This window comes from Micromonospora sp. NPDC005367 (assembly GCF_040606825.1).
Lineage (GTDB): Bacteria > Actinomycetota > Actinomycetes > Mycobacteriales > Micromonosporaceae > Micromonospora.
This window is the reverse complement of record NZ_JBEXFP010000001.1, coordinates 205851-225380: the sequence shown is the minus strand read 5'-3', so window position 1 is coordinate 225380 and position 19530 is coordinate 205851. Positions and strand designations below refer to the sequence as shown.

15 protein-coding genes and 2 pseudogenes are annotated in these 19530 nt (G+C 72.9%); 11 read left to right on the top strand and 6 right to left on the bottom strand.

Going from position 1 to position 19530, the window contains the following annotated elements; genetic code table 11:
• Positions 1–13: 13 nt before the first annotated feature.
• The 7 genes and pseudogenes from ABZS42_RS00980 to nudC all read left to right on the top strand — a co-directional run.
• A pseudogene (locus ABZS42_RS00980) lies at positions 14–2626 on the top strand (ATP-dependent helicase); the annotation flags it as partial.
• Positions 2627–2848: 222 nt separating this feature from the next.
• Positions 2849–3574 (top strand): annotated as a pseudogene (locus tag ABZS42_RS00975) (PD-(D/E)XK nuclease family protein); the annotation flags it as partial.
• 197 nt (positions 3575–3771) lie between these two features.
• Positions 3772–3975, top strand: a complete 204-nt coding sequence (locus ABZS42_RS00970) for a cold-shock protein (protein ID WP_076466503.1) — start codon at positions 3772–3774, stop codon at positions 3973–3975.
• Between the two features lie 194 nt (positions 3976–4169).
• Entirely contained in the window at positions 4170–5498 is a 1329-nt protein-coding gene (locus tag ABZS42_RS00965; RefSeq protein WP_355141166.1) for a DEAD/DEAH box helicase, read from the top strand.
• Positions 5499–5673: 175 nt separating this feature from the next.
• Positions 5674–6984 carry a pitrilysin family protein gene (locus ABZS42_RS00960; protein WP_355141164.1) on the top strand — a complete coding sequence of 437 codons (1311 nt, stop codon included), beginning with the start codon at positions 5674–5676 and terminating at the stop codon, positions 6982–6984.
• A 142-nt stretch (positions 6985–7126) separates the two neighbouring features.
• Positions 7127–8458, top strand: a complete 1332-nt coding sequence (locus tag ABZS42_RS00955) for a pitrilysin family protein (protein ID WP_355141359.1) — start codon at positions 7127–7129, stop codon at positions 8456–8458.
• 55 nt (positions 8459–8513) lie between these two features.
• The gene (nudC, locus tag ABZS42_RS00950; RefSeq protein WP_355141162.1) at positions 8514–9476 is read left to right on the top strand and encodes an NAD(+) diphosphatase; all 963 of its coding nucleotides are present in this window, start codon (positions 8514–8516) and stop codon (positions 9474–9476) included.
• A 147-nt stretch (positions 9477–9623) separates the two neighbouring features.
• Here the strand turns inward: nudC and ABZS42_RS00945 are convergent, their stop codons facing one another.
• From ABZS42_RS00945 to ABZS42_RS00935, 3 genes are all read right to left on the bottom strand, one after another.
• A complete protein-coding gene (locus ABZS42_RS00945) occupies positions 9624–9887 on the bottom strand; it encodes a hypothetical protein (RefSeq protein ID WP_355141160.1) in 264 nt (87 codons plus the stop codon).
• Positions 9888–10099: 212 nt separating this feature from the next.
• A complete protein-coding gene (locus tag ABZS42_RS00940; protein WP_355141158.1) occupies positions 10100–10339 on the bottom strand; it encodes a DUF397 domain-containing protein in 240 nt (79 codons plus the stop codon).
• A 72-nt stretch (positions 10340–10411) separates the two neighbouring features.
• Positions 10412–11392: a helix-turn-helix transcriptional regulator gene (locus ABZS42_RS00935; protein ID WP_355141156.1), complete on the bottom strand. Its 981-nt coding sequence runs from the start codon at positions 11390–11392 to the stop codon at positions 10412–10414.
• Between ABZS42_RS00935 and ABZS42_RS00930 the strand changes: the two genes are divergently transcribed.
• Positions 11292–12965 carry an MFS transporter gene (locus ABZS42_RS00930; protein WP_355141154.1) on the top strand — a complete coding sequence of 558 codons (1674 nt, stop codon included), beginning with the start codon at positions 11292–11294 and terminating at the stop codon, positions 12963–12965. The two genes, ABZS42_RS00935 and ABZS42_RS00930, sit on opposite strands and share 101 nt — an antisense overlap.
• Before the next feature lie 55 nt (positions 12966–13020).
• Here ABZS42_RS00930 and ABZS42_RS00925 read toward each other — a convergent pair whose 3' ends face one another.
• Positions 13021–13266: a mycoredoxin gene (locus ABZS42_RS00925; protein WP_355141357.1), complete on the bottom strand. Its 246-nt coding sequence runs from the start codon at positions 13264–13266 to the stop codon at positions 13021–13023.
• Positions 13267–13358: 92 nt separating this feature from the next.
• Between ABZS42_RS00925 and ABZS42_RS00920 the strand changes: the two genes are divergently transcribed.
• The 3 genes from ABZS42_RS00920 (at position 13359) to ABZS42_RS00910 (ending at position 16400) form a co-directional block, all read left to right on the top strand.
• Positions 13359–15524 carry an ATP-dependent DNA helicase UvrD2 gene (locus ABZS42_RS00920; protein WP_355141152.1) on the top strand — a complete coding sequence of 722 codons (2166 nt, stop codon included), beginning with the start codon at positions 13359–13361 and terminating at the stop codon, positions 15522–15524.
• A gap of 123 nt (positions 15525–15647) precedes the next feature.
• On the top strand, positions 15648–15902 hold the full coding sequence (locus tag ABZS42_RS00915; RefSeq protein WP_355141150.1) for a hypothetical protein: 255 nt from the start codon (positions 15648–15650) through the stop codon (positions 15900–15902).
• Positions 15903–16034: 132 nt separating this feature from the next.
• On the top strand, positions 16035–16400 hold the full coding sequence (locus ABZS42_RS00910) for a WhiB family transcriptional regulator (RefSeq protein WP_355141148.1): 366 nt from the start codon (positions 16035–16037) through the stop codon (positions 16398–16400).
• 363 nt (positions 16401–16763) lie between these two features.
• Here the strand turns inward: ABZS42_RS00910 and ABZS42_RS00905 are convergent, their stop codons facing one another.
• Positions 16764–18110 (bottom strand): AarF/ABC1/UbiB kinase family protein, encoded by a 1347-nt coding sequence (locus tag ABZS42_RS00905; RefSeq protein ID WP_355141146.1) that lies wholly within the window; start codon positions 18108–18110, stop codon positions 16764–16766.
• Between the two features lie 223 nt (positions 18111–18333).
• On the bottom strand, positions 18334–19386 hold the full coding sequence (locus tag ABZS42_RS00900) for a hypothetical protein (RefSeq protein ID WP_355141144.1): 1053 nt from the start codon (positions 19384–19386) through the stop codon (positions 18334–18336).
• Between the last annotated feature and the right edge of the window lie 144 nt (positions 19387–19530).

Here is a 19530-nt window from a genome sequence, read left to right as displayed (position 1 = left end):
GGGCCAGACCGCCCTGTTCGGCACCGCTACCCCGGCGCCCCGGGTGGCCGACGCCGGCCCCCGCTACACCCCGGTCGAGCTGGCCCGGCTGCTGCGGCTGCCGGCACCCACCCGGGAACAGGCGGCGATCATCTCCGCACCGGTGGAGCCGCTGCTGGTGGTCGCGGGCGCCGGGTCCGGCAAGACGGAGACGATGGCCGCCCGGGTGGTCTGGCTGGTGGCCAACTCGTACGTCCGCCCCGAGCAGGTGCTCGGGCTGACGTTCACCCGTAAGGCCGCCGGGGAGCTGGCACACCGCGTCCGTACCCGGCTCGACCAGCTGATCCGGCGTCTCGGGCGGCGGCAGCGAGATCCGCTGGACGACCCGCTCGCCGGCGAGCCGACGATCTCCACCTACCACTCGTACGCCGGGCGGATCGTCACCGAGCACGGGCTGCGCGCCGGTTACGAGCCGTCCACCCGGCTGCTCACCGAGGCGTCCCGTTGGCAGTTGGTGGACCTGCTGGTGCGCAACTTCGACGGCGACATGTCCGCGGTGGACAGGATGCCGAGCACCATCACCGACGCGGTGCTGGCGCTCGCCGGTGAGCTGGACGAACACCTGGTCGACCCGGATGAACTGGCCGCCTGGACCGGCCGGTTCTTCGCGGAGATACAGACCCGCCCCGGCCGGGTCTACGCCGACGTGCGCAAGGCGCTCCAACTCCAGCAGACGCGTCTCAAGCTGCTTCCGCTGGTCCGCGCGTACGCCCGGCGCAAGGACGACTTCGAGGCGATGGATTTCGCCGACCAGTTGGCTCGGGCCGCCCGGGTGGCGCGGGACCACCCGGCGGTCGGGGTGATCGAGCGGGACCGGTACCGGGTGGTGCTGCTCGACGAGTACCAGGACACGAGCCATGCCCAGGTGGTGTTGCTCACCGCGCTGTTCGGTGGCGGGCATCCGGTGACGGCAGTCGGTGACCCGTGCCAGTCGATCTACGGCTGGCGGGGAGCGTCGGCGGGCACGCTGGACCGGTTCCCCACCGAGTTCGCGCGCCGTGACGGTACGCCCGCTCCCGCGCTCAGCCTCACCACCAGTTGGCGCAACCGCCCGGAGATCCTCGGGGTGGCGAACGCGCTGGCCACGCCGCTGCGGGCCGCGGGCGCGCGGGTGCCGGAGCTGCACGCCGCGCACACCGTACGCGACCCGATTCCGCACCGCAGCCCCCGCGGCGCGGCCGGCGGCACCGTGCACTGCGCGCTGCTCGAGACCTACGCCGACGAGGCGGCGTGGATCGCCGACAGCGTGCTGGCGGCCTGGCGGGGTGCGGCCCGGATGCCCGAAGCGCTGCCCGAGCACATTCCGGTGCCGCAGCGGCCGACGACCGCCGTGCTGGTCCGGGTACGCAGCCAGATCCCGGCGATCGAGTCGGCGCTGCGTGAACGGGGCCTGCCCGTCGAGGTGGTGGGTCTGGGTGGGCTGCTGGACACCCCGGAGGTGCGGGACGTGGTCTGCACTCTGCGGGTGCTGGCCGACCCCACCGACGGTGCGGCGCTGCTGCGGCTGCTCACCGGCGCACGCTGGCGGATCGGGCCGCGTGACCTGGTGGCGCTGCACCGCCGGGCCCGCGCCATCGCGGGGGCGCGGCGTCAACTCGCCGCGGACGGTACGCCCGAGATCACGCCGGACCAGCTGGACGAGGCGACGCTCGTCGAGGCACTGGCCGACCTCGGACCGGCGCAGGCGTACTCGGCGGAGGGCTACGCCCGGCTGCGCGCGTACGGCCGGGAGCTGGCGCTGCTCCGCTACCGGCTCGACCAGTCGCTGCCGGATCTGATCGCGGACGTCGAGCGGACCATCGGCCTGGACGTGGAGGTGGCGGTCCGGGCCGGTCGGGACGGCACCGGCGACGCCGGCCTGGCCCGTGGTCACCTGGACGCGCTCGGCGACGTGGCCGCCCGGTTCAGCGGCGAGACGCCGGGGGCGACGCTCTCGGCGTTCCTGGCGTACCTGGCCGCCGCGGAGGACGAGGAGCGTGGCCTCAGCCCGGGCGAGGTCGAGGTTGTCGAGGGTGCGGTGCAGGTGCTCACCGCGCACGCGGCCAAGGGTCTGGAGTGGGACGTGGTGGCGGTCGCCGGCCTCACCCGTGGTGTCTGGCCAGGTCTGGTCCGCAACTCCGACCACTGGCTCGGTGGGCTGGGCGTACTGCCGTTCCCGCTGCGTGGTGACGCCGACGGCCTGCCCCGGCTGGACCTCACCGAGGTGACCGACCAGCGTGGCGTGGCCCGGGCGTTGACCGACTTCACCGACGACTGGCGGGCGCACGACGAGCGTGAGGAACGGCGGCTGGCGTACGTCGCCGTGACCCGTCCCCGGCGTCTGCTGCTCTGCTCGGGCTACTGGTGGGGGGAGGGGACCAAGCGGGCCCGCGGCCCGTCGGTCTTCCTGCGCGAGGTGCACGATGCCTGTTTGGACGGCGGTCCGGGCCACCTGGTCGACGTCTGGGCCTCCGAGCCGGCGCCGGATGCGGTGAACCCCACCACCGAGGTGGTGCTCCGGGCGGAGTGGCCGGCCGACCCGTTGGGTGCGCGCCGGCCGGCGCTGGCCGAGGCCGCCGCGATGGTCCGGCGGTTCCTGACCGAGGGGTCGCAGGTCGACGCGGGAGCGGACCATCCGCGCGATGCCTTGTCGGCCCGCGTCGCCGCCGCGCACGACGACCCGCTGCCCCGTGCCTGGGACGCGCGCGACGGCACGCCGACCGACGCGCACGACGGTGCGCCGACCCGTGCCCGGGGCGCGCACGACGAAGCGCCGGTCGAGGTGCGGGAGGGGGCGGCCGGAGGTGACGCCGCGCCGGATCCGATGGCGGACGATCCGGAGGTGGCGCGCTGGCGGCGCGAGGTCGATCTGCTGCTGGCGGAGCGGGCCGAGCTGACGCGGACCACGGGCGTGGTCGAGGTGGCGCTGCCCGGTCACCTGACCGTCACCCAACTGGTGGCGCTGCGCCGTGACCCGGCCGGGCTGGCCCGTACGCTGCGCCGCCCGACACCCAGCGAACCGAACCCGTACGCCCGCCGGGGCACCGCCTTCCACACCTGGCTGGAGCAGCGGTTCGGCGCGGACCGGCTGCTCGACCTGGACGAACTGCCGGGCGCGGCCGACGCGGACGCCGCCCCGGACGAGGCGCTCACCGAGCTTCAGGAGCGCTTCCTGGCGAGTGAGTGGGCCGATCGGGTGCCGGTCGAGGTGGAGGTGCCGTTCGCCACGGTGATCGCCGGGGTGGTGGTCCGGGGGCGGATGGACGCGGTCTTCAGCCGCCCGGGTGGGCGGTACGACGTGGTGGACTGGAAGACCGGCGCGCGGCCCACGGGTGCGGCGGCGGAGGCGGCGGCCGTGCAGCTGGCCGTCTACCGGTTGGCCTGGGCGGAGCTGGCCGGGGTGCCGGTCGACCGGGTGGGCGCGGCGTTCCACTACGTACGGGGCGGGGTGACGGCCCGTCCCGCGGACCTGCTCGACGTGGCCGGGTTGACGGCGCTGATCGCCGCCGTGCCCGAGGTTGCGGAAGGCGTTTCGCCGCACGCCCGTCCGTGGTAGGTTGGATCTGTTGCAGTTTTGGTTACCAGAGACTCTGTGTGCGCCTGGTGGATTGTGGCCCCAGGCGCACTTTGTTGTGTCCGGAGTTCTCCGGGCGGGGCGACCAGCAGCGACAGGCGTTCGACGCGATTCGGCGTGGAGCGCTCCTCCGGGCCCGCAGCAGGTGCGGGTCCGACGTTCCGTCAAGGAGACGAAACATGGCAATTGGCACGGTCAAGTGGTTCAACGCTGACAAGGGCTTTGGGTTCATCACCCCGGACGACGGCGGCGCCGACGTCTTCGCGCACTTCTCGGCGATCCAGTCCTCCGGCTACCGGAGCCTGGACGAGAACCAGCGGGTCGAGTTCGAGGTGACGCAGGGCCAGAAGGGCCCGCAGGCGGCCAACATCCGCCCGCTCTGATCGTCGAGTAACACCGCACCATCCACCGCGCCCATCGGGGCACGGTGACGGTGACCGGCCCGCCGCCGTGCGCGGCGGGCCGGCTCCGTACCCCATTCGGTTCGTGCTTGCGACCGCCGGCGGCTCTGCCGCACCGGCGACAGCGCCGTCCAGGCGCCTTCCTCGACACGTGCCGCCTCGAGGAAGGCTTCCTTTTGACTGCCGTCATTCCGTCGTTCGCCGGTACCGGCCTGGCTCCGGCCCTGCTCGCCGCACTGTCGGCACAGGGCATCGCCGAGCCGTTCCCCATCCAGTCGGCCACTCTGCCCGACTCGCTCGCCGGCCGCGACGTGCTCGGCCGGGGCCGTACCGGCTCCGGCAAGACCCTCGCCTTCGGGCTCGCGCTGCTGCACCGGACCGCCGGCCACCGGGCCCGTCCGGGCCGTCCGCTGGCGCTGGTGCTGGTGCCGACCCGCGAGCTCGCCCAGCAGGTCACCACGGCGCTCGTCCCGTACGCCCGCGCCGTCGGTCTGCGCTGCGCGACCGTGGTCGGGGGCCTGTCGTTGCAGCGGCAGGCGGACACGCTGCGCGCCGGGGCGGAGGTGCTGGTGGCCACGCCCGGCCGGCTGCACGACCTGATCAACCGCGGTGACGCCCGGCTGGACCAGGTCCGGGTCACCGTGCTCGACGAGGCCGACCAGATGGCCGACATGGGCTTCCTCCCGCAGGTCACGAAGCTGCTGGAGCAGGTCGCGCCGGACGGGCAACGGATGCTCTTCTCCGCCACGCTGGACGGTGGCGTGGACCGGCTGGTCCGCCGTTTCCTGACCGACCCGGTGTCGCACTCGGTCGACCCGGGGACCGCCACGGTCACCGCGATGACCCACCACGTGTTGCACGTCGACGCGGCGGAGAAGACGGCCGCGGTCACCCGGATCGCCGCCCGTGAAGGGCGCACCATCCTGTTCCTCGGCACCAAGCACCGGGCCGACCGGCTCGCCCGTCAGTTGCTGTCCAGGGGGGTACGCGCGGCGGCGCTGCACGGCGGCAAGTCGCAGCCCCAACGGACCCGGATCCTGGAGCAGTTCCGCACCGGTCAGGTGAGCGCCCTGGTCGCCACGGACGTGGCGGCCCGCGGCATCCACGTCGACGGGCTGGACCTGGTGGTCAACGTGGACCCGCCCACCGAGGCGAAGGACTACCTGCACCGGGGTGGTCGTACCGCCCGCGCCGGACAGTCCGGCCGAGTGGTGACCCTGGTCGTGCCGGAACAGCGCCGCGACGTCTCCCGTCTCATGGCCACGGCCGGCATCCGTCCCGAGTCCGTCCAGGTACGCCCCGGCGACGACGCGCTGGACCGGCTGACCGGGGCGCGGGAACCGTCCGGCGTGCCGGTGACGATCGCGCCGCCGGCACCCGTGCCGGCCAACCGTTCCGCCGGCCGGGGCACGGCCGGGGCGAGCGACGAGGGTGGTCGGCCGGGCCGGTCCGCGCACCGCGCGTCGGGGCGCTCGCGTCGCCCGCGCCGTCCACGCGGAGCCTGACACCGCGCGGGCCCTCGCGTTCGGCTCCGCCGGCCTCGCCGGCACCGCCGCCACGTCCACTTGCCAGCCGGGCCACAGTTCCGTCGGAACCTCGACGGCACGGTGAAATACCCCGGTGGCGGTGGCTGTCGAAGGTCACAGGTGGCGGAGGTGTCGACGCGCTAGGGTCGGTCACGTGGCGGCGCGGAGATCGAGAATTCCAGCGACCAAATATCCAGTCGAGCGGTTCAACCTCGACAACGGCCTGCGGGTGGTCCTCACCCCGGACCGGAGCGCCCCGGTCATCGGGGTCGCCGTCGTCTACGACGTCGGCATCCGCTCCGAACCGGAGGGGCGCACCGGCTTCGCCCACCTCTTCGAGCACCTCATGTTCCAGGGCTCGGAGAACCTGGAGAAGCTGGCTCACTTCCGGCACGTCCAGGGCGCGGGTGGCACCTTCAACGGCTCCACACATCTCGACTACACCGACTACTTCGAGACTCTGCCGAGCAACGCGCTCGAGCGCGCGCTCTTCCTGGAAGCCGACCGGATGCGCGGCCCCCGGCTGACCGAGGAGAACCTCCGCAACCAGGTGGACGTGGTCAAGGAGGAGATCCGGGTCAATGTGCTCAACCGGCCGTACGGCGGGTTTCCCTGGCTGACCCTGCCGCCGGTCATGTTCGACACGTTCCCGAACGCGCACGACGGCTACGGCTCCTTCGACGACCTGGAGTCGGCCACCGTCGCCGACGCGGCGGACTTCTTCCGGCGCTACTACGCCAGCGGCAACGCGGTGCTGGCCGTCAGCGGCGACATCGACGTGGCCGAGGCGACCAGGCTCATCGAGCGGCACTTCGGCGACGTGCCGGGCCGACCGGCACCGGAGCGCCCCGACTTCAACGAGCCCGATCTGACCGCCGAGCGGCGCACCTCGTACACCGACAAGCTCGCCCCGTTGCCGGCGATCGCCAGCGCCTGGCGGGTACCCGACCCGCTCACCGACTTCCTCGGCTACCTGCCGTACGTGGTGCTGGCCGAGGTGCTCACCGACGGTGACGCCTCCCGGCTGGTCGAGCGGCTGGTGCAGCGGGACCGGGCGGTCACCAGCGTCGGCGGCTATCTCGGCTTCATGGGCGACCCCTTCGACGTACGCGACCCGACGGCGCTGCTGCTCCAGGCCCACCTGCCTCCGGGCGGCGACGTGGAGAAGGTGCTGCGCACCGTGGACGAGGAGCTGGACCGGTTGGCCACCGACGGGTTGACCGAGGGGGAGTTGGCCCGTACCCAGGCCCGCATGGCCACCCACCTGCTGCGGGACACCGACGCGGTGCTCGGCCGGGCGCTGCGGATGGCGGTGCTGGAGCAGCAGCGCGGTGAGCCGGGCCTGCTCAACGACCTGCCCCGGCTGGTCGGCGAGGTCACCGACGAGCAGGTACGCGCCGCCGCCGCCACCCTGCGGCCGGGGCGCCGCGCCTCGATCGAGGTAATCGCCGGCGGTGCCCGGTGAGCGCGAGGAGTGAGCCGGGTTTGCGAGCCCCGCAGTCGCGAACGAAGGAGGCCCGGTGAGCGCGAGGAGTGAGCCGGGTTTGCGAGCCCCGCAGTCGCGAACGAAGAAGAGCTCGGTGAGCGCGAGGAGTGAGGAGAACGCGGTGACGGCAACTGTCGAGCCCGCGCAGCGGACCCTGCCGCCGCTCGGTCCGACGCGCAAGCTCAAGCTGCCGAAGCAGGCGGAGCGCACGCTGGCCAACGGCCTCACCGTGATCGCCGTACGCCGGCCGGCGGTGCCCCTGGTCGAGCTGCGGCTCTGGGTGCCCTTCGGGCGTACCCACCTGGCCCGTGGGGCGATGCTCGCGCAGACCGTCCTCTCCGGTACGGAGACCCACACGGCGACGCAGATCGCCGCGGAGTTGCAGAAGGTCGGCGGGGGGCTCGCCGCCGGAGTCGACCCGGACCGGCTCATGTTGTCCGGGGCGAGTCTGGTCTCCGGCCTGGACCGGATGCTGGAGTTGCTGGCCGACGTGCTCACCGGAGCCACCTACCCGGGTGACTGGGTGGAGACCGAGCGGGACCGGCTGGTCGACCGGATCCAGGTCGCTCAGAGCCAGCCCGCCCATCTGGCCCGGACCGCGCTGCTCAAGCGGATCTACGGCCGGCACCCGTACGCGGTGCAGACGCCGGAGCCGGACCAGGTCCGTGCCGTCCGCCCGCCCGTCCTGCGCCGGCTGCACGCCGAGCGGGTGCATCCGGCCGGCGCGGTGCTGGTGCTGGTCGGTGACGTGCATCCCGACCGTGCGCTGGACGCCGCCGATCAGGCGCTGTCCGGCTGGAAGGGCGACGGGCAGCCGGCCGAGCTGCCGCCCGCTCCGGCGCTCGAGCCGGGCCCGCTGCTTCTGGTCGACCGGCCGGGGTCGGTGCAGTCGTCGCTGCGGATCGCCTTGCCGGCGGTGCCCCGCACCCACCCGGACCACGCGGCGCTGCAGCTCGCAAACCTGATCTTCGGCGGCTACTTCTCCTCGCGTTGGGTCGAGAACATCCGCGAGGACAAGGGCTACACCTACGGTCCGCACTCGCTGGTCGAGCATTCGGTGGCCGGGTCGGTGCTGGTCGCTGCCGCCGAGGTGGCCACCGAGGTGACCGGCCCGGCCCTGCTCGAGACGAGGTACGAGTTGGGCCGGCTCGCCTCGCTGCCGCCGAAGGAGGAGGAGCTGGAGCAGGCCCGCCAGTACGCTCTCGGCACGCTCCAGCTCGGCATGTCCACTCAGGCCGGCCTGGCCGCCCTCGTGAGCGCGTACGCCGGCAACGACCTGCGGCTGGACTTCCTGGCCGAGCACGCCGCCCGGCTGGCGAAGGCCACTGTGGGGGACGTGGCCGAGGCGGCGGCCCGCTACCTCGCCCCGGCGAACGCGGTGACCGTGGTGCTCGGTGACGCCGAGCGGATCGCTCCGTCGCTGGCCGCGCTGACCTCGGTCGAGACGGCATGAACGAGCGCAGCGCGGGGCAGCCCCGGGCCGGTGCCGACCGAGGGGAGCCGACAGCATGAGTGGGGAGGCCGCACCACCGCTCGCCCGCTCCACGCTGGATCGGGCGGCGCACCGACGTACCGACCGGGTCTGGCTGGCCGAGGCGTGGCTGCGTGGCCGGGTGCTGGTGCTGGACTCGACGGCGGAGGGCCGGACGCTGGTGCGTACGGACGCCAACCCGCCGGCGCTCGCCCTGTTCGCCGCCGACGAGCTTCCTGCGGGCAGCGAGGCGGGTGCGATGTTCCTCGGGGTCGAGGAGGACGACGTGCCGATCTTCGCGGTGGACGTCCCGCTGCCGGAGCTGGCCGGCACCCGGGTGGTCGGTCTGCGCGACGTCGGTCATCTGCTCGACGACCGGGACGCCGGGTTGTACACCACCGCCTTGGCGCTGCTCAACTGGCACATCCGGCACATCTACTCGTCGGTGAGCGGCGCGCCGACCGAGATGGACGAGGCGGGTTGGTCCCGGATCGACCGGGACGGCGATCGGGTCTGGCCGCGTACCGACCCGGCGATGATCGTGCTGGTGCACGACGGGGTGCCGGGCCTGGAGGGGCGGTGTCTGCTGGGCAACAACGCGGCCTGGCCGAGCATGCCCGGGCAGCGGCGCTTCTCCTGCCTCGCCGGTTACATCGAGCCGGGGGAGTCGGCCGAGGCCGCCGTGCTGCGCGAGGTTCGCGAGGAGGTCGGCGTCGGGGTCGACGACATCATGTACGTCGGCAGCCAGTCATGGCCGTTCCCCGGCTCGTTGATGCTCGGCTTCCTGGCTACCGCCGACCCGGAGCACCCGGTGCGGGTCGACCCCACCGAGATCGCGTACGCCCGCTGGTTCACCCGGGCGGAGATCGGCGCGGCGCTGGCCGGCCGGGCGGTGGACGTGGGCGGGGGAGTGCAGCTGGTGCTGCCGCCTCCCGCGTCGATCGCGCTGTTCCTGATCCATCGCTGGTTGGACGGCTGGGTGGGGGTCGAGCCGCGTTGACCGTTGGAGCTGTCGTCCCGGTGGCGGCGGATGCGGCCCCGGCCCGTGACCGTCGTTGCCGCGGCGGTCACGGGCCGGGAACACGGGCCGTCGTGGTCGGTGGGCGATGAACGCGGCGGGGGAGCCGGTCCGGCCACGACGGACGCTTCAGGTTTGCCGGACTCGGTAGGCGGGTCGGTAGTCGGAGAGCGGCAGTACCTTGATTCGTTGCCTGCCGGCGCGGACCGCCCCTACCGAGGCCAGGGCGCGGGCCAGGTGCAGGGCTGCCTCGCGGTCCTCGGCGTGGACGACCTGCCGGCGTGGCTCGGGCGCGGTCGTCTCGTCCCGCAACCGGTGGCCGCCGGCCCAGGCGGCGGCGATGTCCCCGTCGACGACGGTACGGATGTCGGTGCGAACGATCAGGAACCGCATGGGGGTCTCCGATGAACCGCGACTGGTGAGCCGGTGTGGAAGTTCCACGTCACTCAGTCGTCATGCTACGCCGCGCGTTCGTCTCAGCAAGTGAAACTCGACGATTGGTCCGGAGTGTCGTCCGATCAGGGGATGCCTGGTCAGCGGCGGGTCGGGCGGTAACGCGACGGGGCCGCCGGCGTCCTGCCGGCGGCCCCGCTTGATGCGCCAGATCAGTTCAGATCGAACTGGCCCTCCTTCGCGCCCGCGATGAAGCCGAGCCAACCGGCACGGTTGAACAGCAGTACGGGACCGTGCGGGTCCTTGCTGTCCCGCAGGGCGATGGCAGCCGGGCCGCTGCCCACCGGGGCGACCTCCACGCAGTTGGAGGTCTGGCTACGGGTGCTCTTGCGCCACGGGGCGTCCGCCAGCTGTCGGGCGGGGGCGGACAGGTTGTTGCGGATCTCGTTCATGGTTCTGCTCCATTCGAACCGCTCCGATGGGACGAGTGGTGCCGCACGCACCGACGGAGGGTCCCCCGTGGATCACCTGTCCGTCAGCCGCCCCGGTTGCCGGCGGCGTTGGACCGGCGCCGTTGCCGACCCGTACGCCACTGTGGACGGGGATGCCGTCCCGGTCAGCCGTCCCGTCGCCTCGATCAACCAGGAGAGGGTGTCCGAGGCGGGAAGCGCCGCCGTGCATAGCCACTCGAAAACTACTTTATAGCGATTCAGGGTTTTTGCGTCGGTCGACATGACGTCGGTGAAGCCACCTTCGATGGCGACCGTCTCCGGATCGAGCGGATCGGCGAACCGGTAGAGGGAGAACGCGGTAGGCGGGAGGTACCAGTCGCCGACCCGGGCCTCGCGGAGCAGCACGTGCAGGGTGACGTTCGGCAGCATGGCCAGCTCGCAGAGCTGGACCAGTTGCTCGTGGAGCACGTCGGGCGGTCCGGCCCGGTGGCCGAGCGCCGCCTCCTCGATGACCGCCGTGTAGCGGGGCGCGTCGTACTCCCGCACGAGCAGCGACTGCCGGGCGAGCCGGGCCTGCACCTCGGTCTCCGGATCCTCCGTGGGCTCGGGATCGCCGGCGTGGTTGCCGACCTGCCGGGCCGAGACGATCCGGACGCCCGCGTAACCGGCCGTCTGGAGCAGCCCGGGAACGAGTACGGGGTTGTACTCCGAGATCTCGGCGCAGCCCGCCTCCAGTTCGGCGAAGCTCCGCTGCTGCTGGGTCATGACCGGGAAGTTCTTCAGCCAGCCGCGCATGTCGCCGGCCTCCAGGGTGATGCCGAGCAACTCGTCGCGCAGTGACTCGTCCGCCCCGTAGAGGTCGAGCAGGGTTCGGACGTCCTCCGGGTCCGGCCGGCTGCGGCCGTTCTCCAGACGGGACAGTTTGGACGCGGATGCCCAGCCGATCCGCTCGATGACCTGGTCTCCGGTGAGACCCGCGGTCTCGCGCAGTCGGCGCAGCTCGGTGCCCAACCTGCGACGACGCAGGATCGGGCTGGGTGAGGCAGGAGGCAAGGGTGTCCTCTTTCCCATCGACCGCCGCAGACGCGACGGTAACTGTATGAAGTTCGCCCCCCACGGTCAGTATGGACGTCGCGACCGGCGTCGGAGGTTCCGGCGGGGGCGTGTCTCGCAGAAAAGAGGACCGTGGAACGTGCGACCGCCTGATGACGGCGTCCGAACCGGTCCCGCCACCCCCGAGATCGTGCCCACCACGGGCACGCCACCACCAGCCGGAGGATCCATGCGCCACGTCCTGCGCCGACCCGAGTTCCGCCTGCTCTTCTGCGGGCTGCTGGCCAGCATGAGTGCGGAGTCCATCCTGCTGCTCGCGCTCGCCATCTGGGTCAAGGACCTGACCGGGTCGGACGGCCTGGCCGGTGCCACGATCTTCGCGGTCATCGCGCCGATGGTGCTGGCGCCGCTGGTCGGCTGGTTCGTCGACCGCTACCCGCGACGACCGTTCTTCGTGGTGGCGAACCTGGTCACCGCGGTGCTGCTGAGCCCGCTCTTCCTCGTGCGGGACCGGGACGACGTGTGGATCGTGTACGCGGTGGCCGCCCTGTACGGGCTCTCCTACCTGACACTGAGCGCCGCGCTCAGCGGGCTGATCCGGCAACTGGTCCCGGTCGACCTGTTGGCCGAGGCGAACGGCGCGCTCCAGACGGTGCGCCAGGGGCTGCGGTTGATCGGCCCGCTCGTCGGCGCCGGCCTCTACGCCACGATCGGTGGCCCGGCACTGGCCGGAGTCGGCGTGCTCGGGTTCGTCACGGCGGCCGCGGTGGTGGGCATGCTGCGTACCCGGGAGGAGAGGCCCACCGGCCCGGGGCCGCGCTGGCCGGCCGAGGTGAGCGCCGGCCTGCGGCACCTGTCCGGCGAGCCCGCGTTGCGTCGGGCGCTGCTCGGCTACGGGCTCGGATCGCTGGTGATGGGCTTCACCGAGTCGCTCATCTTCGCGTACGTCGACCAGGGGCTGCGCCGGGATGCCGCGTTCGTCGGGGTGCTGGTCACCGTGCAGGGCATCGGCGGGCTGGTCGGCGGGCTCTGCTCGCCCGGCGCGGTACGCCGCCTCGGCGAGGTGGGCACCCTCGCGACCGGGGTGGCGTTCTTCGGGCCGGCGGCGCTGGCGCTGGCGTACCCCGATCTCCGGCTCGGTGTCGCGGCGGTGCTGCTGGCCGGTGTCTCGCTTCCGCTGACCATGGTCGGCTTGAACACGCTCATCCAGCGCCGTACGCCGCCGCGGCTGCTCGGCCGGGTCACGGCCGCCTCGGAGGCGGTGGTCAGCGGGCCGCAGGCCGTCTCGATCGGCGCGGGCGCGTTACTGGTCGGCGCACTCGACTACCGGTTGCTCTTCCTGCTGACGGGCGTGGTCACGCTGCTCGCCGGCGGCTACCTGTGGCGTGCCCGGCACCTGACCCCGCCCGCCCCGATCCGCCGGTCCGGCTCCGGGGCGGCCCCGCACCGAGCCTCCCGGATCCCGTCCCCGCGCCGCCCGGCGTCGCCCCGACCCGACTCGCCCCGGCCCGGCTCGCCCCGATCTGTCGATCAGAAAGTTATCGGCGCGACACGCCGACGCCGCAATCGGTAAATTCATGATCATCGGGGTGGAGCGGGACCGAGGCGGGGCGGGGACAGGTTGGGAGTCAGGCGGTCTTGATGCTTGCCAGGTGCTTCTTGACCTGGGTGATGGACGGGTTGGTGAGCGCGCTGCCATCGGCGAAGCGCAGCGTCGGGACGGTCTGGTTGCCGCCGTTGACGCTCATCACGAACTCCGCGGCCTTCGGCTCCCGCTCGATGTCGACCACCTCGTACCCGATGCCCTCCCGGTCCAGCTGCGACTTCAGTCGGTGGCAGTAGCCGCACCACGAGGTGGAGTACATGGTCAGCATGGTCAGTTCCTCCCACTGCTCCGCCGGCGGCTTGCCGATCAAGCCGAGGCTGTCTGCTGCAACACTCGAGGTAGCTGAGAGAATTCCTGGCTGTGGCGGATCATTCTGGGGCGGAACGGGTGCTCGCCGGGCTGGATCCGGAGCAGCGCGGCGCGGTCACCGCACCGGCCGGACCGGTCTGCATCCTGGCCGGCGCCGGCACCGGGAAGACCAGGGCGATCACCTCGCGGATCGCGCACCGGGCGCTCACCGGGGAGATCTCCGCCCGGCACGTGCTCGCCGTCACGTTCACCGCCCGGGCCGCCGCCGAGATGCGCAGCCGCCTCACCGCGCTCGGCGTACCGGGTGTGCAGGCACGTACGTTCCACGCGGCGGCCCTGCGCCAGGTGCGCTACTTCGCGCCCAGGCTGCTCGACGGGCGGGCCATGCCCGAGCTGCTCGACAGCAAGGTCCGGCTGGTCACGCTCGCCGCCGCCCGGGTCGGTCTGCGTACCGACCGGGCCGCCGCCCGGGACCTGGCCGGTGAGATCGAGTGGGCCAAGTCCTCGCTCGTCGAGCCGGCCGAGTACGTCGTGGCGGCCGCCAAGGCCCTGCGGGACACCCCGCACGAACCGGCGAAGGTCGCCGAGGTCTTCGCGGCGTACGAGAAGATCAAGCGTGGCAACGGCGTGATTGACTTCGAGGACATGCTGCGCGCGGCGGTCTGGGGGATCGAGGAGCACGCGGACGTCGCCGAGCAGGTGCGGGCGCAGTACCGGCACTTCGTGGTCGACGAGTACCAGGACGTCAACCCGCTCCAGCAGCGCCTGCTGGATACCTGGCTCGGCGGGCGGGACGACCTGACCGTGGTCGGCGACGCCAGCCAGACGATCTACTCCTTCACCGGGGCGACCTCGTCGTACCTGGTCGACTTCCCGCGCCGGCACCGCAACGCCGTGGTGGTCCGGCTCGTGCGGGACTACCGCTCCACACCGCAGGTCGTGGGGCTGGCCAACGCCGTGATCTCCCAGGCTCGCGGCACCGAGGCCCGGTTGCGGCTGGAGCTGCGTGGACAGCGTCCGTCCGGCCCCGAACCGGAACTGCGGATTTTCACCGACGAGCCGGCCGAGGCGAACGCGGTGGCGGCGCGTGCCCGGGCGCTCATCGACGCGGGCACCCCGGCCCGGGAGATCGCCGTGCTGTTCCGCACCAACGCGCAGTCCGAGGCGTACGAGAAGGCGCTCACCGAGGCCGAGGTGCCGTACGTGGTGCGGGGGGCGGAGCGGTTCTTCGAGCGGGCCGAGGTGCGGCAGGCCATGGTCGCGCTGCGCGCCGCCACCCGCTCGATCCCGGGGGAGACCCCGCTGCCGACGGCCGTGGTCGAGGCGCTCGCCGCCGTGGGCTGGGCGCCGGACACGCCCCCGGCCGGTGGCGCCGCCCGGGAGCGCTGGGAGGCGCTCGCCGCGCTGGTCCAGCTCGCCGAGGAGTACGCGGCCACGCCGGCCGTCCTGCCGATCGGCGAGGCGGCGACGGTCGAGCGGCCGGTGACCCTGGCCGAGTTCACCGACGAGCTGCACCGCCGGGCCAGCCAGCAGCACGCGCCGACCCTGGACGGGGTGACCCTGGCCTCGCTGCACTCGGCGAAGGGGCTGGAGTGGGACGCGGTCTTCCTCGTCGGGCTCTCCGAGGGCACCCTCCCCACCACGTACGCGAAGACGGCCGAGCAGGTGGAGGAGGAGCGCCGGCTGCTCTACGTGGGGGTCACCCGCGCCCGCGAGTGGCTGTGGCTGTCGTACGCGGTGGCCCGCTCGCCGGGTGGGCGGGCGCGTCGACCGTCGCGTTTCCTGCCGCAGCTCGACCGCTCGGGCGGCAGCGGTGAGCGGGCCCGCGGCACCGGCGCGACGCCCCGGCCGGAGCGGCGCCGGACGCAGATCGTCTCCTGCCGGATCTGCGGCGCGACACTGCTCGCCGGCCCGGAGCGGAAGCTGGGACGCTGCGCGACCTGCCCGTCGGACATCGACGAGGAGCTGCACGAGCGGCTGCGTGAGTGGCGGCGGAGGGTCGCCGGTGACCAGCGGGTACCCGCCTATGTGGTGTTCACCGACGCCACCCTGACGGCGCTGGCCGAGCGGCGGCCGAGCCGTCCCGAGGACCTGATCGCCATCGCCGGGATCGGCCCACGCAAACTGGGCCTCTACGGCGAATCGGTACTGGCGCTCGTGGGTGGCGCGGCGGTCGACGAAATCTGCCCCGAGAAAACTTTCGAAATCGACCCGTAAATTCGTTTGCCCTCGCCCTCGGGCGAGGAATAGCCTCAGTGCGCACCTCGCGAGCGGCGCTGTTCGGGCTGCTCACGAGGGGTTGACCTAGTCGATTCGAGGAACGTGAGGGAGGTGGCACCCGTGAAGATCTTCACCTATGAGCGTCTGGCGGCGATGCCAGCTGCCTGCGCTCCGCTGTCGGCTGTCCGGGTGGCCCTCGCGGTCACGCGACCGTCGGTTCCGCAGGTGCACCAGGTCGAGGCTCAGGCCGAGCTGATCCTCGCCGCCGCGCCGAACGGACTCCGCGGGACCAGTGGCTTCACGGGCATGGGCATCGATGGCGTCGAGAAGCGCACCGATGTCCGCGGCGTTCCACCTCGAGGTAGACCGGTCTGATCACAGACCGACCGGCTCACCTCGAGGCCGCGGAACCCGTAAACCGGGATCCGCGGCCTCAGTTTTTTGTTCCGCCCATGTAGTCGGAAGTAGCGATCCACAAGATCGAAGTGAGAGAGAGGTGACCGGGTGATGAGTCTGGCGTTGGCCTCGCTCGACGTGGACGTCGAGCTCGAGGCGAACCTCCCCTGCCGGAAGTTCGACCCCGACCTGTGGTTCTCCGACTCGCCCACCGAGCTCGAGCTGGCCAAGTCGCTCTGCGGGGACTGCCCGCTGCGCGTCGAGTGCCTCGCCGGCGCGGTCGAGCGGGCCGAGCCCTGGGGCGTCTGGGGCGGCGAGATCTTCGAGCGTGGCGCGGTCGTCCCGCGCAAGCGGCCCCGTGGCCGTCCGCGCAAGGAGGACGTCGCCCGCGACGCCGCGCTTCGGGTCGAGGCCGAGGCGCGCCTGGCGGCCAGTGGGCTGTCCCGGGGGCGTAACGCGGTCCGGCTGGCGGCCTGACATGAACCCGATCCGAACCAACTACGCCGGCACCACGCCGGCGATGACTGGAAACAGCATGCTGCACGTACCCAACGGAGTTGAGATGCAACTACTTCACGAAGCGTTGACCCGGGCCCGAATGCGTCGGCCTCAGGCCGGCAACACCACGAGCACTGAGGCAACCCGTTCCGCCCTGACCGTCGCGATGAACGGCCGCCGGCAGGCGGCACGCGACCTGGGCCTTCGCTGACACCCACTGATTCGAGGGGCGGGCGGCCGGAATCCGGCCACCCGCCCCTCGGCGTAGCTGTGGCCGTCGACGGCGGAAGGAGCCGGTCGACGGGGCGCCCCGCACGCGCAGGGGCGTGCGGGGTGCGTGACTCAGCCGACCGGTGCGAAGCCGGGCAGCCAGCGTTCGAGGATGCGGCGGTACGGCGCCTTGGCCTCCAACTGGCACAGCACCCCGATCGACCCGAGGGTGACCCGGTGGATGAGCAGGTACGACGGGGGCAGGTTGAGCTGACGGCCTAGCTGGTACGCGGGCGAGCGCGGGCTGGCCAGCCGAGCGGCCTCGCCGCGCAACCAGGCCCGGGTGAACCGGAACTCGTCGGCGGCCACCGGCTCCAGCATCGGCCGCAGGTACTCCAGTACCGCCTGCGCGTCGATCTCCTCGGTCTCGCTGACGAAGCCCTCCGTACGCAGGCCCTCCACGACCGCGTCCGCCTCGCCCCGTAGCGCCATGCTGGCGAGGCGGCCGATCGGCTCCGGGGTGCCGTCGGGCATCCGGGCCACCGCGCCGAAGTCGATCACGCCGAGGCGGCCGTCGGGCAGCAGCCGGAAGTTACCCGGGTGCGGGTCGGCGTGCAGCAGTCCGGCCCGCATCGGCGCGGAGAGATGCAGTTCGGCCATCAGCCGGCCCGCCTCGTCCCGCTGTTCCTCGGTGCCGTTGCGGATGATCTCGGCGAGTGGGGTGCCCTCGACCCACTCGGTGACGAGCACCCGCGGCGAGGCCGAGACCACGGCGGGGATGTAGATGCCCGGGTCGTCGGCGTACGCGGTCGCGAAGGCGCGCTGCGACTCGGCCTCGAGTTCGTAGTCGAGCTCCTCGGTGATCCGCTCCCGTAGCTCGACCAGTAGCGGCTTGACGTCGAGCCCAGGCTGGATCGCCCGGAACATTCCGCCGAGACGGGAGAGCTGCTTGAGGTCGGCGAGCAGCGCGTCACCGGCGCCCGGATACTGGATCTTGACGGCGACGTCGCGGTGCTTCGGGGCACCGGCCGGGTCGTACCCCGGGTCCCGCCAGACCGCGCGGTGTACCTGCCCGATGCTCGCCGCCGCGGCCGGAGTGTCGTTGAACTCGACGAAGCGGTCCCGCCAGTCCGGGCCGAGCTGCTCGGTCAGCACCTTGTGCACGCTGGCGACGGGCAGCGGCGGCGCCGCCTCCTGGAGCTTGGTCAATGCCTGCCGGTACGGGGCGGCGATCTCCTCCGGCAGCGCCGCCTCGAAGACGGACAGCGCCTGTCCGAACTTCATCGCGCCGCCCTTGAGCTGGCCAAGGACGCTGAAGAGCTGCTCGGCGGTGCGCTGCTGGATCTCTGCGGAGATCACGTCGGAGGCGAGGCCGGTGACGCGCTTTCCCATGCCGAGGACGGTCCGGCCGGCGAAGCCGAGCGGCAGTGCGGCGAGCTTGGCGGTCCGGGACACGGCCCGGCGCGGGATGTCGGTCACCCGGTCATTGTTACCGACTCAGCGGGCGCGCGGCTGCTGAGCGCCTCGTCACCCGTCGTTCGTTCCGGACGTCAGGTCGGACATGGGGCATCAGTGGGCATGTCAGCGGGCCTGAGAGAGTGCCGCGATGCCCCGCGGCGGCTGCGGCGAGGCCGGCGGACGACGCCTCGCCGGATCGCCACCCGGACTCCGCATCGCTCACCCCGGGCTCGCCGGCGATCTCTCAACGGCCGCCCCGTGAGCATCGGCAGGAGGGGTGGGGTGGCCAGCCCCGCCGCCGCAACCGGCCGGCGGCGGTGACCTCCACCGCCGCGCCCACCGTCTCCGGCGTGCCCCCGTCGAGCTGGGCCAGCGCCTCCGCGGTGGCGAACCCGGCCGCGACGAGCAGGGTCGCGGTGGCGCCCGCGGGGAGCGATTCCGCGCCGGCGAGCTGGGCGGCGAGCCGAGGCCAGTCCGGATCCCGGTCGGTGCGGTGCAGGTCGACACAGTTCAGGCACGGGCCGGCCGGCGGACGCACCAGCGGCCCGATCACCGGCACGCCCTCCTGGAGGGTGATCAGCAGGTGCGGTTGGCGGCGCTGGGCGTATCCGGCGGCGAGCAGAGCGGCCGGGCGGTCGATGCCGAGCTGCACCACCAGGTCTGCTCGGCCGCGCCGGCCGGTGGAGCCGGCGGAACCGGGGGCGGCCCGGGCGAACGCCTCCCGTACGGCGGCGGCGAGCGGCCGCCCGAGGTCCGCGGCGGGGATGCCGGCGCCGGCCAGGTCGGCCGGGCGCACCGGGCCGCTGAGCTCCGCGGTGACCTGTCCGACGCCGGCCTGGGCGAGCGCCACGGCCACCGCGGCGCCGAGCGGGCCGGTCCCGGTCACCAGCACCCGGGCGGCCAGTCGGCGGCGGAGCACCTGGGCCGGAGTGGCCGGTAGCCGGGCGGCGGCGAGCGCGAGCGCACCGGCCTCCGCGCCGAGCCGGGCCCGCGTCGGTCCGGCCAGGTCGCGCGGCAGCAGGGTGTGTCCCGGTACGAGCAGACCGGCGGCGCGCAGGGCTTCGATGAGGGTACGGGCCGGTTCGGCGCCGACGTCGGTGGTGAGCGGGTGGCTCAGCACGCCGCGCTCGCTGCGCGTGCCGTCGAGCAGGTCGAGCAGTCGGGCGGCCCGCGGGTCGGCGATCTCGAGCAGGACGGCGCGCTCCGGCCCGACCCCGAGCTGGAGGGTGTGCCGGTCGCGCCACAGCCTGGTTAGGCCGGGAAGCAGCGTGGGACGGGGGAGGGGGACGCGACTCATGGCAACGAATCGTGACCGCATCCATGCGCTACGTCGATCGTTGTCCACAGGTGCGGAGCGCCCTGTCCAGGGCTGTCCACAGGAGGTCCTGAGTTATCCACAGGCGTGGTGGCGTGCTGTCGGCCACCCGACACGGCGTTCCAC

Bases quoted from the DNA above. Each gene is read 5' to 3' on its own strand.
- ABZS42_RS00970 (WP_076466503.1), top strand. From the start codon at position 3,772: ATGGCAATTGGCACGGTCAAGTGGTTCAACGCTGACAAGGGCTTTGGG.
- ABZS42_RS00940 (WP_355141158.1), bottom strand. From the start codon at position 10,339: ATGAACGAGATCCGCAACAACCTGTCCGCCCCCGCCCGACAGCTGGCG.
- nudC (WP_355141162.1), top strand. From the start codon at position 8,514: ATGAGTGGGGAGGCCGCACCACCGCTCGCCCGCTCCACGCTGGATCGG.
- ABZS42_RS00900 (WP_355141144.1), bottom strand. From the start codon at position 19,386: ATGAGTCGCGTCCCCCTCCCCCGTCCCACGCTGCTTCCCGGCCTAACC.
- ABZS42_RS00910 (WP_355141148.1), top strand. From the start codon at position 16,035: ATGAGTCTGGCGTTGGCCTCGCTCGACGTGGACGTCGAGCTCGAGGCG.
- ABZS42_RS00925 (WP_355141357.1), bottom strand. From the start codon at position 13,266: ATGCTGACCATGTACTCCACCTCGTGGTGCGGCTACTGCCACCGACTG.
- ABZS42_RS00930 (WP_355141154.1), top strand. From the start codon at position 11,292: ATGACCTGGTCTCCGGTGAGACCCGCGGTCTCGCGCAGTCGGCGCAGC.
- ABZS42_RS00945 (WP_355141160.1), bottom strand. From the start codon at position 9,887: ATGCGGTTCCTGATCGTTCGCACCGACATCCGTACCGTCGTCGACGGG.